The organism is Nocardiopsis sp. iso_237 (assembly GCF_056173345.1).
Map to the genome: position 1 here is coordinate 5020837 of NZ_CM149669.1, position 14753 is coordinate 5035589.

Annotated in this window: 11 protein-coding genes; 4 read left to right on the plus strand and 7 right to left on the minus strand. The window is 73.4% G+C overall.

What is annotated here, in order from left to right:
* Window positions 1-19 precede the first annotated feature (19 nt).
* A complete protein-coding gene (locus AC0VYM_RS22635) occupies window positions 20-1786 on the minus strand; it encodes an AfsR/SARP family transcriptional regulator (RefSeq protein WP_475455334.1) in 1767 nt (588 codons plus the stop codon).
* A gap of 202 nt (window positions 1787-1988) precedes the next feature.
* Between AC0VYM_RS22635 and AC0VYM_RS22640 the strand changes: the two genes are divergently transcribed.
* Both AC0VYM_RS22640 and AC0VYM_RS22645 read left to right on the plus strand, forming a co-directional pair.
* Window positions 1989-2969, plus strand: coding sequence for a MurR/RpiR family transcriptional regulator (locus AC0VYM_RS22640; protein WP_475455336.1), 981 nt, complete (start codon window positions 1989-1991; stop codon window positions 2967-2969).
* A 40-nt stretch (window positions 2970-3009) separates the two neighbouring features.
* Window positions 3010-4017: an N-acetylmuramic acid 6-phosphate etherase gene (locus AC0VYM_RS22645; protein WP_475455338.1), complete on the plus strand. Its 1008-nt coding sequence runs from the start codon at window positions 3010-3012 to the stop codon at window positions 4015-4017.
* A 48-nt stretch (window positions 4018-4065) separates the two neighbouring features.
* On the opposite strand, the gene AC0VYM_RS22650 is transcribed toward AC0VYM_RS22645, so the two are convergent.
* Complete coding sequence (locus AC0VYM_RS22650; protein ID WP_475455340.1) at window positions 4066-5649, minus strand: DUF885 family protein; 1584 nt, start codon at window positions 5647-5649, stop codon at window positions 4066-4068.
* A gap of 104 nt (window positions 5650-5753) precedes the next feature.
* On the opposite strand from AC0VYM_RS22650, the gene AC0VYM_RS22655 reads away from it, so the two are divergent.
* Window positions 5754-6503, plus strand: a complete 750-nt coding sequence (locus AC0VYM_RS22655) for a SanA/YdcF family protein (RefSeq protein ID WP_475455342.1) — start codon at window positions 5754-5756, stop codon at window positions 6501-6503.
* Window positions 6504-6555: 52 nt separating this feature from the next.
* On the opposite strand, the gene AC0VYM_RS22660 is transcribed toward AC0VYM_RS22655, so the two are convergent.
* The 3 genes from AC0VYM_RS22660 to AC0VYM_RS22670 form a co-directional block, all read right to left on the minus strand.
* A complete protein-coding gene (locus tag AC0VYM_RS22660; RefSeq protein WP_475455344.1) occupies window positions 6556-7986 on the minus strand; it encodes a hypothetical protein in 1431 nt (476 codons plus the stop codon).
* Window positions 7987-8074: 88 nt separating this feature from the next.
* Window positions 8075-8695 carry a SanA/YdcF family protein gene (locus tag AC0VYM_RS22665; protein WP_475455346.1) on the minus strand — a complete coding sequence of 207 codons (621 nt, stop codon included), beginning with the start codon at window positions 8693-8695 and terminating at the stop codon, window positions 8075-8077.
* A 97-nt stretch (window positions 8696-8792) separates the two neighbouring features.
* Entirely contained in the window at window positions 8793-9437 is a 645-nt protein-coding gene (locus AC0VYM_RS22670; RefSeq protein WP_475455348.1) for a DUF1707 SHOCT-like domain-containing protein, read from the minus strand.
* Window positions 9438-10566: 1129 nt separating this feature from the next.
* On the opposite strand from AC0VYM_RS22670, the gene AC0VYM_RS22675 reads away from it, so the two are divergent.
* Window positions 10567-12384: a UvrD-helicase domain-containing protein gene (locus tag AC0VYM_RS22675; RefSeq protein WP_475455350.1), complete on the plus strand. Its 1818-nt coding sequence runs from the start codon at window positions 10567-10569 to the stop codon at window positions 12382-12384.
* Window positions 12385-12585: 201 nt separating this feature from the next.
* Here AC0VYM_RS22675 and AC0VYM_RS22680 read toward each other — a convergent pair whose 3' ends face one another.
* Entirely contained in the window at window positions 12586-13989 is a 1404-nt protein-coding gene (locus tag AC0VYM_RS22680) for a DUF6114 domain-containing protein (protein ID WP_475455352.1), read from the minus strand.
* Between the two features lie 4 nt (window positions 13990-13993).
* On the minus strand, window positions 13994-14641 hold the full coding sequence (locus AC0VYM_RS22685; protein WP_475455354.1) for a DUF6230 family protein: 648 nt from the start codon (window positions 14639-14641) through the stop codon (window positions 13994-13996).
* Between the last annotated feature and the right edge of the window lie 112 nt (window positions 14642-14753).

Sequence of the window (14753 nt, forward strand, 5' to 3'; positions counted from 1 at the left end):
TAAGACGGATCGCGGAGACTCAGGCCCGGGGTTCCGGACCCGGTCGGTACTTCCCTGCGACCGTGCCCGCCCCCAGGGGCCCGGCGCGCAGGACCGCGGCCATCCGGGCCGTGGGCGAGACCCCGTGCGCCGGGTCCTCCCGCTCCACCAGTCCCACCAGCTCCGACGCGGACCGCTCCGGGTGGGCGTCCAGCCAGGCCACCGCCATCCGCAGGGACAGCGGCAGGCAGCCCGCCAGCTCGGCCACGCGCCGCAGCGACTCGGGCGGACAGCGGTCCGGGCCCAGCAGTGACCGCAGCAGGGTGACCGCGTGCTCCTCGGGCAGGGCGCCCACCGGCACGGCACGCAACCCGTCCCTGACCAACAGGTCGGTCAGCCAGTTGCGGCTGGTCACCACGGCACAGCTCCCCTGACCGCCGGGCAGCAGGGGCCGTACCTGGTGCGCCGTGGCGGCGTTGTCCAGCACGATCAGCACCCGGCGCCCCGCCATCAGGGAACGGGCCCGGGCGGCCACCTCGTCGGGCTCGGTCGGCGGACCGTCCGGGTTCCGGGCGTCCACGACCCCCGCGGAGAGCGAGCGGACCAGGCGGCGCAGTACCTCCCCCGGCTGGCGCGGGCTGCCGTCGGGGCCGCGCAGGTTCACGTACAGCTGTCCGTCCGGGAAGTGCGTGGCCACCGAGTGCGCCCAGCGCACCGCCAGGGCGCTGCTCCCCGCCCCGGCCGGGCCCCGGACCAGGACGCTGCCCGGCACCGGCGAGCAGGGGTCGACGAGGCGGTCGAGCTCGGCCATCGCCTCGGCCCGACCGACCAGCGTGCGCGGCGCGGACGGGAGCTCGGCGGGCACCAGGCCCCTGCCCGGCCGGGTCGTGGCGCGGCGGGCGGCGCAGGGCCGGGTCTCGTTGTGGGTGCGCGGACGCGGCACGAGGGCGCCCGTGGCGGGAGCCGCCTTGGCGGGACCGGCACCGAGGCGGGAGTCGAGGTCGCCGCGCAGGATGCCGTGGAAGGTCTCCTGGAGCTCGCGGCCGGGGTCGGCCCCCAGGCGCTCGGCGAGCACGGTCCGGGTCCTGGCGTAGACGCGTAGCGCCTCGCTCTGGCGGCCGGAACGGTAGAGGGCGATCATCTGGGCCCGGATGAGGGGTTCGTGTTCGGGGTGGTCGACGACGAGGGGGCCGATACGGGCGGCGACGCGCTGGTGCTCCCCCCGGGCCAGGGCCGCGTCGAACCCCCGCTCGGCCACGCGGAGCAGCTCCTCGTTCAGCCGCGCCACGTCCCGGGCGTGCAGCAGGGGCGCGGTGACGTCGCCCAGGACGGGGCCGCGCCACAGGTTGAGGGCCCGGTGCAGCAGGTCGGCGTGCTCGTCGGTCTCCCCCTTGGCGGCGGCGCGCTCGGCCCGTTCGGCCAGCGAGCGGAAGAGCAGGAGGTCGGAACGGTGCTCGTCGAGGTCGATCCGGTAGCCTCCGTCCGCGCCCTGGATCAGCGGACTCCCGAGGTGCCGTTCGAGGAGGGCGCGCGCCCGGGCCACGTGGACCTGGAGCGCTCCCCTGGCCGCCTGTCCCGGGGTGTCCCAGACGCGCTCGATGAGTTCGTCGGTGGAGACGGTCCGGCCCGTGTTGAGCATCAGGGTGGCCAGGAGCGCGCGGCGGCGGTCGCCGCGCAGGCTCAGCGGAACGCCGTCGACCTGGACCACGAAACGGCCGAGGAGGCCGACGTGGAGTCCCTGGGAGGCCGTCACGGCAGCGTCGACGGTCGCCGCGCCCCGAACCTCTGGCGGGTCGTACAGCGGCACGGCTCCATCCCCCCTGTGAGGCGGACACGGGTGTGTTGGGTGGGAACGTGCCGCCTCGCCTCCAAGGGTGCCGTCTGAGCTGGGATATCGCAATCAGAACGGGGGCACTTGCCGCACGGGCCGTCCCTTGAAATCCTTGAATCTCCCGGTTTTTCCCGCCAGTGCGTTGACTCTGCACCACGACCGAAAGAAACTTTCCTCCATGGCGCAAATCCCGAAGCCGTCTGGCGGCCGTGGCGACGTCCCTCCACCGCCGGTCCCCACGACGGTCCTGCGGATCAGGTCGTTACTCCCCTCGCTGGCCCCGGCGGAACAGCGTGTGGCCCAGCGGGTCGTCGACGACCCCGAACGCGCCGCCGCCTCCTCGATCACCCAGCTGGCCAAGGACTGCGCGACCTCCGAGGCCACGGTCATCCGGTTCTGCCGCACCATCGACTTCAGCGGCTACCGCGAGCTGCGCCTGGCGCTGGCCACCGAGGCCGGTCAGGCCCGGGGCGCGCGCGGCGACGCGGCCGAGCTGGCCAGTGACATCAACCCCGACGACACCCTCGTCACCGTCGTGCAGAAGATCGCCTACACCGACGCGCGGGCCGTCGAGGAGACCGGCGCCGCCATGGACGTGGAGGTGCTGCGCGCGGTCATCGACGCCATGTCGAACGCGCGACGCGTCGACATCTACGGGGTGGGTGCGAGCGCCTTCGTCGGCGCCGACCTCCAGCAGAAGCTGCACCGGATCGGGCTGACCTCGTTCGCGTGGTCGGACGCGCACGTGATGCTGACCAGCGCCGCCCTCCTTGAGGGGAGCGACGTCGCCATCGGCATCTCGCACAGCGGAACCACCATCGACACCGTGCAGGCGCTGACCGAGGCGGGCCGACGCGGGGCGCGCACGGTGGCGATCACCAACTTCCCCCGGTCACCGATCGGGTTCGCCGACCACGTGCTGACCACGGCGGCGCGGGAGACCATGTTCCGATCGGGCGCCACGGCGTCCCGGCTGGCCCAGCTGACCGTGGTGGACTGCCTGTTCGTCGGGTTGGCGCAGATCCGCTACACGGACAGCAGGACCGCTCTGGAGACCACCTACGAGGCGGTCCGTGGTCTCCGTCTGAGCGACGACCGCAGACGTCGGCGGAACGAGGCGTCCGCCGCGAGGAACACCCCCGCCGGAAGCGACGACTGACCCGCCCGCCCGCCGGGCGCGGCCGAGCGGAAGGACGAGGGTGCGGACCGAACAGGAGAGCGCAGTGCACGGTGGCACGGAGCAGGACCCCGGAAACGGATCAGACGGGCGAGCGGCCGACGGTGGGGCCGTGATCGTGCGGGCGCCCACGGAGGCCCGCAACTCGGGCACCTACGACATCGACCTCCTCCCCGCGCTGGACGTGCTGCGGCAGATCAACGCCGAGGACACCACCGTCGCGGCGGCGGTCGCCGCGGTACTGCCGGAGCTGGCCCGGGCCGTGGAGCTGGGTGTGGCGGCGCTGGAGCGCGGCGCGGGCATCCACTACTTCGGCGCGGGCACCTCCGGGCGGATCGCGGCGCTGGACGCGGCCGAGCTGCCGCCGACCTACGGGGTCCCCCCGGAGTGGGTGGTGGCCCACCACGCGGGCGGAGGCGAGGCCCTGGTCCGCGCGGTCGAGGGGATCGAGGACGACTGGGAGTCCGGCCGGATCGACGCCGCCGCCGTGGGGCCGGGCGCCCTGGTGGTCGGCCTGGCCGCCAGCGGCCGGACCCCGTACGTGGGCGGTGCCCTGGAGGCGGCCCGTGAGAGGTCGGCCGCCACGGTGCTGATCACCGCGAACCCGGACGCCCCGCTGGCCTCGGCCGCCGACGTGCACGTGGGTGTGTCCACGGGAGCCGAGGTCATCGCCGGTTCCACCCGGATGAAGGCGGGCACGGCGCAGAAGCTGCTGCTGAACGCCTTCTCGACCGCCGTGATGGTGCGGATCGGGCGGACCTACTCGAACCTGATGGTGGGCGTGGACGCCACCAACGGGAAGCTGCGCGGGCGCGTGGTGACCATCCTGGTGGAGGCCACCGGTCTGACCGAGGAGGTCTGCGCGGAGGCCCTCTCCGAGGCCGAGGGCGACACCCGTGTGGCCCTGGTGTCGCTGCTGGCCGAGGTGGACGCGGTCACGGCGGCGAGGTCCCTGGAGAAGGCCCGTGGCCGGGTGCGGACCGCCCTGGCCGACCTGGGCCTGCCGGGTCAGGAGACCCCCGGGGCCTAGGGACGAGGGGCCCGGGGACACCGCGCCGGTGTCCCCGGGCCCCACCGGTCAGTCGTCCAGGGCCGCGCCGATCAGGCCCAGGGGCGGCGAGCCCAGCTGGAGGAGCGCGCGGTGGAAGCGCGGCAGCGAGAACGCGCTCCCCCACTGTTCCCTGGCGCGCTCACGGAGCGCCAGGATCTCCAGCTTCCCCCAGGTGTAGCGACCGTACGTCGGGTCGAAGGTGGCGCGCCGGGCCTCGGAGAGCGCCGCCGGACCCTGCAACGGGGTGTCCTCGGAGAAGCGCGCCGCCGCCTGCTCCACCGTCATCGTGCCGGTGTGCACGCCGATGGCCACCGACAGCCGGGTCACGCGGATCAGCGCCTCCAGCCACACGCCGATCTCGTAGTGGTCGGCGGTCCAGTCGGGGTCGCCCAGCCGCTCGGCGGCGTAGGCGCCGAACCCCTCCTCCAGGCACATCTCCTCCGCGTAGTGGGCCCACCCCTCGGCGAAGGTCATGGAGTGCAGGGCCCGGCGCACCTGGCTGGGCGCCTGGCGCAGGGCCCGCCCGTGCGAGAAGTGGCCGGGCGCCACCTCGTGGACGCTCACCGCCGGGAGGGTGGTGTGGCTGAACTGCTCCAGCCACTCGGCGGCCTCCCGCTCAGACAGTTCGGGGTCGGGCGGGGTGATGTAGTAGAAGGACGGGTTGTCCGCCTCCCAGGGGCCGGACCACGCCATCATCGCGGTGGCCCAGCGCAGCGCGGGCGGCGGCACGTCGATCCGGCACTCGCCGTCGTTGAAGGGGGCCAGCTGGCGCTCCTCGGTGAAGTCGAGGGCGATCCGGGTCCACGTGCGGGCGGCGTCCAGCACACTCTCGGAGTCGGGGTGCTGGCGGGTGAGCTCCCGGCTGAACTCCATCGGATCCCGCCCGGGGGCCAGCCGCGCCGTGGCCGCCGCGAGTCCGGCGCGCAGGCGGTCGCGTTCGGCGTCGGCGCGGGCCGCGAGGGCGTCGAGGTCGACCTCCATGGCCTCTCCGGTGCCCATCAGACGGCTGAGCGCCTCGGCGCCCAGTGCGGCGCTCTCCGGGCCGTGTCCGGCGGCGTGCTCGACGTGGGCGAGCAGGCGCGCGTGCGCGGCCAGGGCGTCGCGGCGCACGTCGTCGGGAAGCCCCTCGGGGAGCCCCTCCGCGAGACCTCGGACCGCGCCCAGGAGGGACTGGGCGACCGGCGCGCTCAGCCGGTCCAGCGCGGCGACCGCGTTGTCCGCGAGGGTGGGCCAGAGCCGCAGGTGTTCGATCCGCGCGGCGGCGCGTTCGGCCTCGGGGGCGTAGGCGCGTTCGTAGCTGGACAGGTCCATCTCGCCCACGTGGTGGAGCGGGTTGGTCCGGTGCGTCTGGAGTTCGCCCAGTTCGTGGCGGAGCCCGTTCTCGAAGGCGGTCAGGTGGTCCTCGTCGTGGGGGTCGTCCAGGGGCTCACCGCCCAGATCGGCCAGGGCGGCGCGCACCCCCTCCGGGGAGAGGTCGGCGGCCCTGCCGTCGTACTCGTGCATTCCCGCGCCCTCGCGCAGGGATCCGGGCATGAGGTCGGCGATGGCCCTCAGCCTCGGGGGGAGGTCGTCGTGGGGGGACCGTGCGGATTCGTGGGGCTGTGCAGACATGCGCCGACTCTAGCCCCGGGCACCCCTGCCACACAGGTGGGTTTCCGGGGGCGGACGCCCGCCCCGCCCGGAACTCCGGCCGTTCCCCGTGCGTCTCCCCTGATGTGACGACCTCAGCGACACCGAGCCCCGACGGGGAATCCGTTCCCGGGTCCGAGACCACCGACCGCCCCGACACGGCACCCTCCCGCCGGGGGTGGTCGCGGCGCCGTCTGGCCCTGCTGGCCGCGGCCGCGGTGCTCCTGGGGTTCGCGCCGTTCGTGTGGGTGCTGGCCTCCACCGGAGGCCTGCGGCACTCCGTGGACTCCGTTCCGGACCGGCCCGTGGCCATCGTCCTGGGCGCCGGGGTCCGCTCCGACGGCCTGCCCAGCTATCTGCTGGCCCAGCGGCTGGACCTGGCGGTGGAGCTCTACGAGGCCGGGAGCGTCGAGGCGGTCCTGGTCACCGGCGACAACGGGGCCGAGCACTACAACGAGACCGACACGATGCGCGACTACGTGGTGGAGGCCGGCGTCCCCGAGGACAGGGTGGTGGGCGACCACGCCGGGTTCTCCACCTGGGACTCGTGTGCCAGGGCCAGCGAGGTGTTCGGCGTGGAGGAGGCCACGGTCGTCACCCAGGAGTTCCACCTGCCGCGCGCGGTGCGCCTGTGCCGTGCGGCGGGGATCGACACGGTCGGGGTGGGCGGGGCCAGCATGGAGCAGCGCGCCGTCGCCACGGTCTACGGGTGGGCCCGTGAGGTCCCGGCGGCGGTGGCGGCCCTGGGCACCGTGGTGCTCCGGCCCGACCCCCACTTCCTGGGCGACTACGAGACCGGCGTGGACGACGCCCTCGCCGCCGCACGCACCCCCTGACCGCGAACCCGCTCCGGGGCCTCGGCGCCGGGGAGCGGGTTCGGGGGTGGGGTCAGCGGCCTCCGCCGAAGAGGCGGCCGAACAGACCGGCGGGCGCCTCCTGGGGCTGCTGCGGCGCGGCCTCCTGCGGCTCCTCCGCCTCCGGCTCGGGCTCCACACCGACCAGGGCGCAGTACTCCTCGGCGTCGTCCGGCAGCGCCCAGGCCCGCAGGGTCTCCCTGAACTCCTCGTCCTCCCACGCGGAGGCGGGCAGTTCGGCGATGGCCCACAGGACCTTCAACGTCTCCTCGTCGTAGTCAGCCTGGGCGTGCTCCTCGACCGTGTGCCCCTTGGAGCGGGGGCCCAGGACCATCTCCAGACCGGCACCGGTGACCAGGGCGCGGGAGTCGTCCTCGCCCTTGATCAGCCCGGGCAGGATGTCCAGGCGCAGGCGGCGGGCGCGGTCACCGGCGCGGCCCAGGGCCAGGAACCCCAGGACCTGCGGGGAACGCTGCCCGCAGTGCGGCCACGACTCGTTGAACAGACCCTCGTATCCCACGGTGGTGCCGCCGCCGCGACCGATCCGGCGCAGCCCCTCGCGCGGGGTGTTCTCGCCGTGGATCAGCACCAGCGCCACCGAGGCGGCGAAGGAGTTGTAGAGGTTGCCCCCGGCCATCTGGTGGGTGAGGCCGATGGTGGTGTCGACGTCCCGGGGGTCGGCCACCTGGCCGAGGGCGAACAGCTCGGCGGGCAGCGGCTCACCGCTGTCCAGCCCCTGGGTCATGATCTCGCGCATGGAGGTGGGGGCCTTGGGTGCGGAGCGCAGGTCCTTGGCGAGGAGCATCTGGGAGGCTCCGGTGATCTCGGAGGAGATCCGCTCGGAGTCGGAGGGCAGGAAGCCGAGCAGGTAGCTGACCCACTCGCCCGCGCGGTCGAGGCCGCCGCGGTTGGCGCCGCCCTGGAGGAGGGTGACCAGGTCGGGGACGCGGGCCAGGACCGCCTCGTAGGTGTCCAGCTCGGCCTGGAGCAGCTCGGCGCCGTCGTCGGCCTCCATCACGGCCAGGCGGTTGCGCATCCGGTGGAAGTGCTGCTCGTCGGGGGCCTCCTCCATCCAGGCGCGGTACTGCTCGCGGACCTTCTCGGCGTCGTTGGAGACGGCCCAGGCCACCTCGTCGCGCCACTGGTCGAGGTCGCGGTGCTGGGGGAAGCGGTCCTCGGCGTGGGCGCTGACCAGTTCGAGGAGGAGGCTCAGGGGGCGCCACCGGTCGGTGGGCAGGGTCTCCTCCGCGGTGGCGACGTCGACCAGGCGGTCAACGACCCTGGGGGCCGCCCGGTGGCCCGGGGCGGGGAAGTGGATGAGGTCGTGGAGGTCGGACAGGGCGCTGTCGCTGGCCGCGACCTGTTCGAGCAGCTCGGGGACGCGCTCACCGCCCTCGGGGATCAGGGCCGTCCAGTCCGTGTCCGCCGCGTTGTCGTGTGGTTCGTTTCCCGTGGTCGCGTTCATGTGCCGATTATCCCGGCTCGGCGGCCGCACGCGAATCGGCGTCGGGCGTCGGGCTTCTCACCGGTGAGGGGGGAACCCCCGACGGTGCCTAGGAGTCCGAGTCGGTGAGTTCCCCTCGGAGGGGTTCGGGGCGCAGGACGGCGTCCTTGAGGGCCTTGGCGGCGGCGCCGACCTCCCGCGCGTAGCCGATGAGGGTGGACCGGCGGCGCGCCCCGAGGCTGGGGTCGCCCACCCCCACCGCGTCGATCCCGGCGGCCCGTGCCAGGGAGACGGTGCGCGGGAGGTGGAAGGACTGCGTGACCATCGTCGCGGCGTCCACCCCGTAGAGCCCGCGCATCCGCACGCAGGTGTCCCAGGTGCGGTAGCCGAACGGGTCCGCCGTCACCAGGTCGGCGGGGACGCCGTGGGCCACGAGGTAGTCGGTCATGGTGTCGGTCTCGCGGCGGGAGACCTCGCGGTTGTCCCCGGAGACGATGACCCGGTCCACCTTCCCGGTCTCCACCAGCCGGACGGCGAGGTCGAGGCGGCGGGCGAGCAGCGGGGAGGGGCCGTCGTGCCAGGCGGCGGCGCCGAGCACCACGGCGACGGGCCGGTGGGGCACGGACGCGACGGTGCCGCGACGGCGCGCGCTGGCGAGGTAGGTCCAGGCGAAGGGGGCCAGTGCGAGGGCGCACACGCCCGCGAACGTCGCCGCGATCCAGATACCCACAGCCCGAGACCTCCGCTCCCCGTGCGGCCCCTGCCGCGCGGCCACACCATCATGGCGCACGGTGGGGGCGGGGGAACCGGGCCTCGGGCCGTCCGGGTCACCCGAAGAGGTCGGACCAGCCGCCTGACCTCTTGTGACGCACCTTGAGGCTGCCGCCCTGGTTCTTGCCGGTGATCACGAAGTGCGGGGCGCCGTGGCGGGCGATGGAGTCGACGTCCGAACGCTGGCTGCCGAACCACGAGGTCTCGAGGTTGACCTCCGCGGTGGCTCCCTCGGGGATGATCAGGTCGCCGGAGCCCCAAGAGACGTCCAGCCAGACCTCCGTGACCGGGGCGGTCAGGCGGGCCTCGCGGAAGTCGAGTCTGGCCTCCCCGAACCGCACGTTCACCTCGACCCGCTGCGGGACGGTCCACTCCTTCTTGCGCACCACGGAGTCGCCCTGGCCCGTGAGGTACAGCGTCTGCCCTCCGGAGGAGACCGGGCTGGGGACCTGGGGGGTGAGTCCGCCGGGTCGGTTCGGTCCGGCTGGCGCGGAGCCGCCGAAGCCGCCCGCGCCGGCGGGGAGGTCGGCCACGATGGGCTGGATGTCGGCGTAGGTCTTGGCGGCGTAGACGGCGCCGAGGCGTTCGTCCAGCTCGTCGAGGTCCAGTCGGCCCTCGCCCGCGGCCTCGCGCAGGATCTCCGCGACCTGGTCGCGTTCGGTGTCCGAGATACGCAGTTGGTTCTTGTCGTTGGGGGCCACGTGCTCGTCCCGCTCCTTCCGCCCGGTTTGTCTTCACCAACGTTAGAGCATGCCCCCCGGTCCGCGCCGCCACGGACGTCGGGCGTCCGCACCCGCGACCACGGTCGTCACGCCCCGGGACCGATTGTCGCACCCACACGGCAGGATGCGTCCCGGAGTCGACGACCTGGGGCCCGCCGACCGGGCCCGGATCGGCGCGGGAGGGAGGAGGGTGCGGCGTGGCGCTGAGGCGGCACACGGGACGGAGACGGAGCCGCGTCGGCCCGGGAGCCGCAGCGGTGCGGGACGGATCGGCACGGGAGGGAGGGGACACGATGAGCACTGCCGGAAGGGGCCCCGGGGCCGAGGGGGAACATCGCCGCGGCGGGCGGGACCCTCGACGACGCGGGGCTTCGGCGGCGTCGGGGCTTTGGGGAGGCCGGGGACGGGGTACCGCTTCTCTAGGGTGGTCGAGGTCCCCCTCACGCCGGAGCGGTCGACGGCCGCACTCGTCGCGCGGGCCGACGACCCCGCCCTCCGGGTGGTTGAGGACTCTGCCGGGGTAGGACGGACCCCGGCAGAGTCCTGAACCACGCGTCATGCGCCCCGGGTGCGTACACGATCTCGCACCGCGCGGCCTTCCGCACAGAGCGTGTCCGAAACTGGCCAGAGTGTGAGCCCGGACCGGGTGACCTCTCATGTTCGTGCCCCTCCCGCGCCCCGCACCCACGTCGGGTTTCGGTCACCGCGTTCCCACGAGCCTGCCGCCCCTCCCCTCCCCCGTGCTTCTCAGCGCGAACAGCGAGATCCACGCGCGATTCACGGGTTTCGGTCCACGACACAACCCTACTTTCGGACATTTCCCCGCCCCAAGGAACCGCAGGTCAGAAGAGGCCACTCGGAAGGCCCCGGAGAACCTCCGGAACACCATCGAACTCCCTTACGCAAACACCACCCTGACCTGCAAGGACAAGAAGAGACCAACACTCCGGAAACCTGCCGCGAATCCACCCTCGGGCGGCGTTTGCCCAAATTCCGCCGCGAGCATGTCTCAGGTGGGAGCGAAGCCCGTCGGCCTCCTCCCGCGACACATCCGATCCGACCGTCCACCAGAGCCACCACCAGGTCGAAGACCGGAGGAACACACCACGTGTCAGCCCTTGCGATCGCCCCGACTTTCCTCAGCGACTTCAGCCGTCTCACGCCCGAGGTCCAGCTCGACACCCTGGCCGTGATGCGCGCCTACCAGGCTGGCGACCACCCGGGAACGGAGTCCGTCGAGGGCGCCGCCGACCCCCGGGTCCGGGTCGTCAGCATCGCCCCCGACTGGTCCGGCGTGATCGTCCCCGACCCCGACGCCGGAACCGAACCGGCCGGGGACGACGCCGCCGACACGCACTACCGGCTGCTCACCGTGCGCCCGCGTGACGAGGCGCTCCGCTACGCCCGGAGCCTGCGCCCGCGCACCTCCGACACCCTCACCGAGGTCGGGAGCGAGAGCGTCGACCCCACCCCCGTCGGCCCGCCCGAGCTCTCCGGCGCCCTCGGCGCGCCCTTCTCCCAGTGGCGGATCACCCTGCACCCGGACCAGCACCGGGTCGTCAAGGCGCCTTTCAGGGGATCGGCTCAGGTCACCGGCGGGCCCGGCACCGGCAAGACCGTGATGGCCCTGTACCGCGCCGCGCACCTGGCCGAACTGGACGCCGCCGAGGACCCCGGTGGCCACCGCGAGTCCATCCTGCTCACCTCCTACAACCGGGCCCTGGCCCAGTCCCTGTCCGAGCGCCTCGACCAGCTGCTGCCCGACCCGGACACGCGCTCCCGGGTCCGGGTGGCCACCGTCGACAGCCTGGCCCGGTCGATCGTCCAGTCGCACACCAGCGTCGCCCCGCGCATGGTGGGCAGGGACGAGCTGGCCCAGCGCTGGCGCGCGGTCGCGCTCGCGGACGGTCTGCCCTTCTCCGGCCGCTTCCTGGTGGACGAGTGGGAGCAGGTGATCCTGGCCAAGGGTCTGGAGCTGCTGCCCGACTACATCCGCTGCGAGCGCAGCGGCCGGGTCCAGCACCTGGCACCCGAACACCGGCGGCAGGTGTGGGAGACGGTCCGGCGCTACGTGGGCGCGATGCGGGTGGAGGGCCTGTGGTCCCACCCGCAGCTGGCCGGTGAGGCCGCGCGTCTGCTGGGCCGCACCGGTCCGCTGTTCCGGCACGTGGTGGTCGACGAGGCCCAGGACCTGCACCCGACGCAGTGGCGGATGCTGCGCGCCGCCGTCCCTGAGTGCTCCGACGACCTGTTCATCGTGGGCGACCCGAACCAGCGGGTGTCCGACAACCGGGTGTCGCTGGCCTCGCTGGGGATCAACGTGCGCGGCCGGGGCCACCGGCTGCGGGTCAGCTACCGGGTGACCCAGGAGATCCTGGACTGGAGCATGCCGATCCTGGGGCGCAGGTCGGCCCTCGGGATGGACGACGACGCGGACACCCTGGCCGGTTACCGTTCGCTGCTGCGCGGCCCCGCTCCGGTGGTGCGCGGCTGTGACAGCCGTGCCGAGGAGCTCAACGCCCTGGGCGAGTGGGTCCGGGTGTGGCTGGAGGCCGGGGTGAACCCGGCCGAGATCGCGGTGGCCGGGCGCAACCACTGGGTGGTGCGCGGTGTGGCCAAGGAGCTGGAGGCCCTCGGTGTGCGGACCACTCCCGTGGAGGGCGCCGCCGACCCGGCGGCGGTCCGGGTCGGCACCATGCACAGCATGAAGGGCCAGGAGTTCCGCTGCGTGGCGCTGGTCGGTGTGAGTGACCACCTGCTGCCGCCCAAGGCCGCGCTGGAGGCCGCCGACGGCGACCAGGTGGCCCTGGAGCACACCCACCAGCAGGAGCGGACGCTGCTGTTCGTGGCCTGCACCCGGGCCCGCGACGCCCTGTACGTGTCGCACGTGGGCCAGCCGAGCCGTCTGATCTCGGAGAACTGGTGATCCCGGTGCGCTGACGCACCGCCGCTGAGGTCCTGATCGGGCGGGCGCCCCCTGTGGGCGACCCGCCCCGTCGGGGTGCCCGCTTGGGGACGCGAGGGTGTTCGGGCCCGGGTGCCCGGAGCCCGGCCGCACGGGAACGGGGACGCCCCTTGCCGGGCGTCCCCGTCAGGTGCCGTGGGGACCACGGCGGCTCCTGGGCGGCTAGCCGCCGCCGTACTGGCCGTTCAGGTCGGGGATGGTCATCGAGTCCGTGTACGCCATCGGGCTGTCCACGTCCACGTCGGTGAGGTACATGATCGGGAGCAGGAGCGGTGGCGGGAAGTCCGGCGTGAAGGTCAGCGGGATCCCGAGCAGCCGGACGTGCATGCGGGTCACGTGCATCTCCACGTCACCGGTCATGTTCATGGTGGGCAGCCCGAGGCTCCGCCGGGTGCCGAGGTCGTCGAACCACAGCTCGCCGCCCCGGACGTCGCCGCTGCTCATGGTGAGGCGGATGTAGCGCCGGGGACCGTCCTCGGTGGGACACTCCACGACGCCCCGGTAGCGGGCGCCGTACATGGCGAGGCTGTCGGCGGTGAGTCCGGACTCCCGGACCGAACCCCGGAAGCAGTCGTAGTCGGAGTCGACCAGGACCTCCGGGTACAGGCCCTCGTCCTGGGCGGCCTGGCAGGCCAGGACCGCCGCGAGGAGATCCTCCTCGTCCTCGACCAGGGCGGCCTCCCCGACACGCAGCTCGCAGTCCTCGGCGTCGCCCTCCTCCGGCTCGGTCTCCTCTTCCTCCTCGTCCTCCGGTTCCTCCGCGTCGGGGTCCTCGTCGGCCGGGTCCTCAGTGGGGTCGTCCTCGGGGTTCCCCGGGTCGGTGCCGCCGGGCCGCTCGGTGGGCTCGTCCGACGGTTCCTCGGAGGGCCGCTCCTCGTTCTGCTCCTTGTCGTCACCGGGGACCAGCCAGTCCCAGGGCCAGCCCAGAGTGGGGGCGGGCGCGGAGGCGAGGGCGACGGCGGCGGCGAGCGGCAGGGCGACGGCGGCCAGGGAACGGGTCGGGCCGCGCGGTGCGGGCGGGTCGACGGTCTCGGTCGGGGTGTGGTCCCCGGCGGGCGTCTCGGAACGCGTCCCGGCGCCCTCGGTCTCGCCGTACCCTTCGGCGGGATCGGGCTCCCCGCCGGTGTCCTCGGTGTCCTCGACTGTGGTTCGGTCCCCGCGGCGCCGACGGGGTCGGCGCCTGACCTCGGGGGACCACGCGAACACGAGGGATCCGCCGACGATGCCGAGCAGCATGCCGATGACGAATCCGCCGAAGTTGGAGGTCGGGAAGGACACGAGGGCGAGCATGAGCCCGACCAGGCCGAAGAACACGTGCTGCGCGGGCTGGAGCCAGCTCAGCACGCCGAGCGAGATCAGCAGCAGCGCGATGAGGGGCCCGTAGACCCCGGCGATGCCCGCGTAGATGACCAGGTCGATCGGCAGGATCAGGCTCTGCGCGGCGGGTGCGACCAGCAGCTCGATCCCGGCCGCGACGAGGAGGAAGCCGCCCCAGAACGGCCGGTTCCGCCGCCAGTCACGGAACCACCTCCACCCCGATCGGATCGGCGTCAGTGCGTGCGCCATGAGCTCAGAAGCACTCGTGGTTGCCCGGCTTGATCGCCAGGTTGAGCCCGGTCAGGCGCAGCGAGCCCGAGGTCACCGCCCAGGTGGTCATCTCCATCTCGGAGACGGTGATCGAGTCGGCCTGGAGACCGAAACCACCGGCGGGGCCTTGGCCGCCCTCGGCCTTGTCCAGGGTGCTGGCGTCACGGCCGATCTCGATGGCGCCGAACTCGGCGTTGCCCTGGAGCTGCTCGATGTCGATGACGAGGTTGGTGCCCTCGACCGGGCTGCTGGCCCCGGCGTTGATGACGAGGGTGGCCTCACCGATGGGCAGGTCCCACAGGGAGGACATGCACAGGTTCTCCAGTTCGGCGGTGTTCACGGTGGACAGGCCGACCGCGCGGGCGGAGCCGTCGACCGAGTTGGCGACGTCGCCGTACTGGCTGAACCCCGTCCCGGAGAGCGAGTCCGCGGACATCTTGAAGCTGTCCCCGGAGACCGCGAAGGAGGCGGCGAGGAGGCCCTGCGTGGTCATGGCGCCGAGCACTCCGGCCGCCAGGAACCCGGGCACCGCCACGAGTGCGAACCTGCGCCAGCGCGTTCCGCCACCGCCTTCGTGCTGCTCAGGCGCGTCCTGTGGCGCCTCGGGCACCTCTTCGGGGGCCTTGGGCATGTGAACCTCCAGTGGTCCGCCGCTGGGGGGAGCGGCGAGGGGGAGCGAAACTTGCGCCGAAGCACGCCTCGTGTGTTATATGGAACACACCTTACTCGGCGGTAGTGACGAA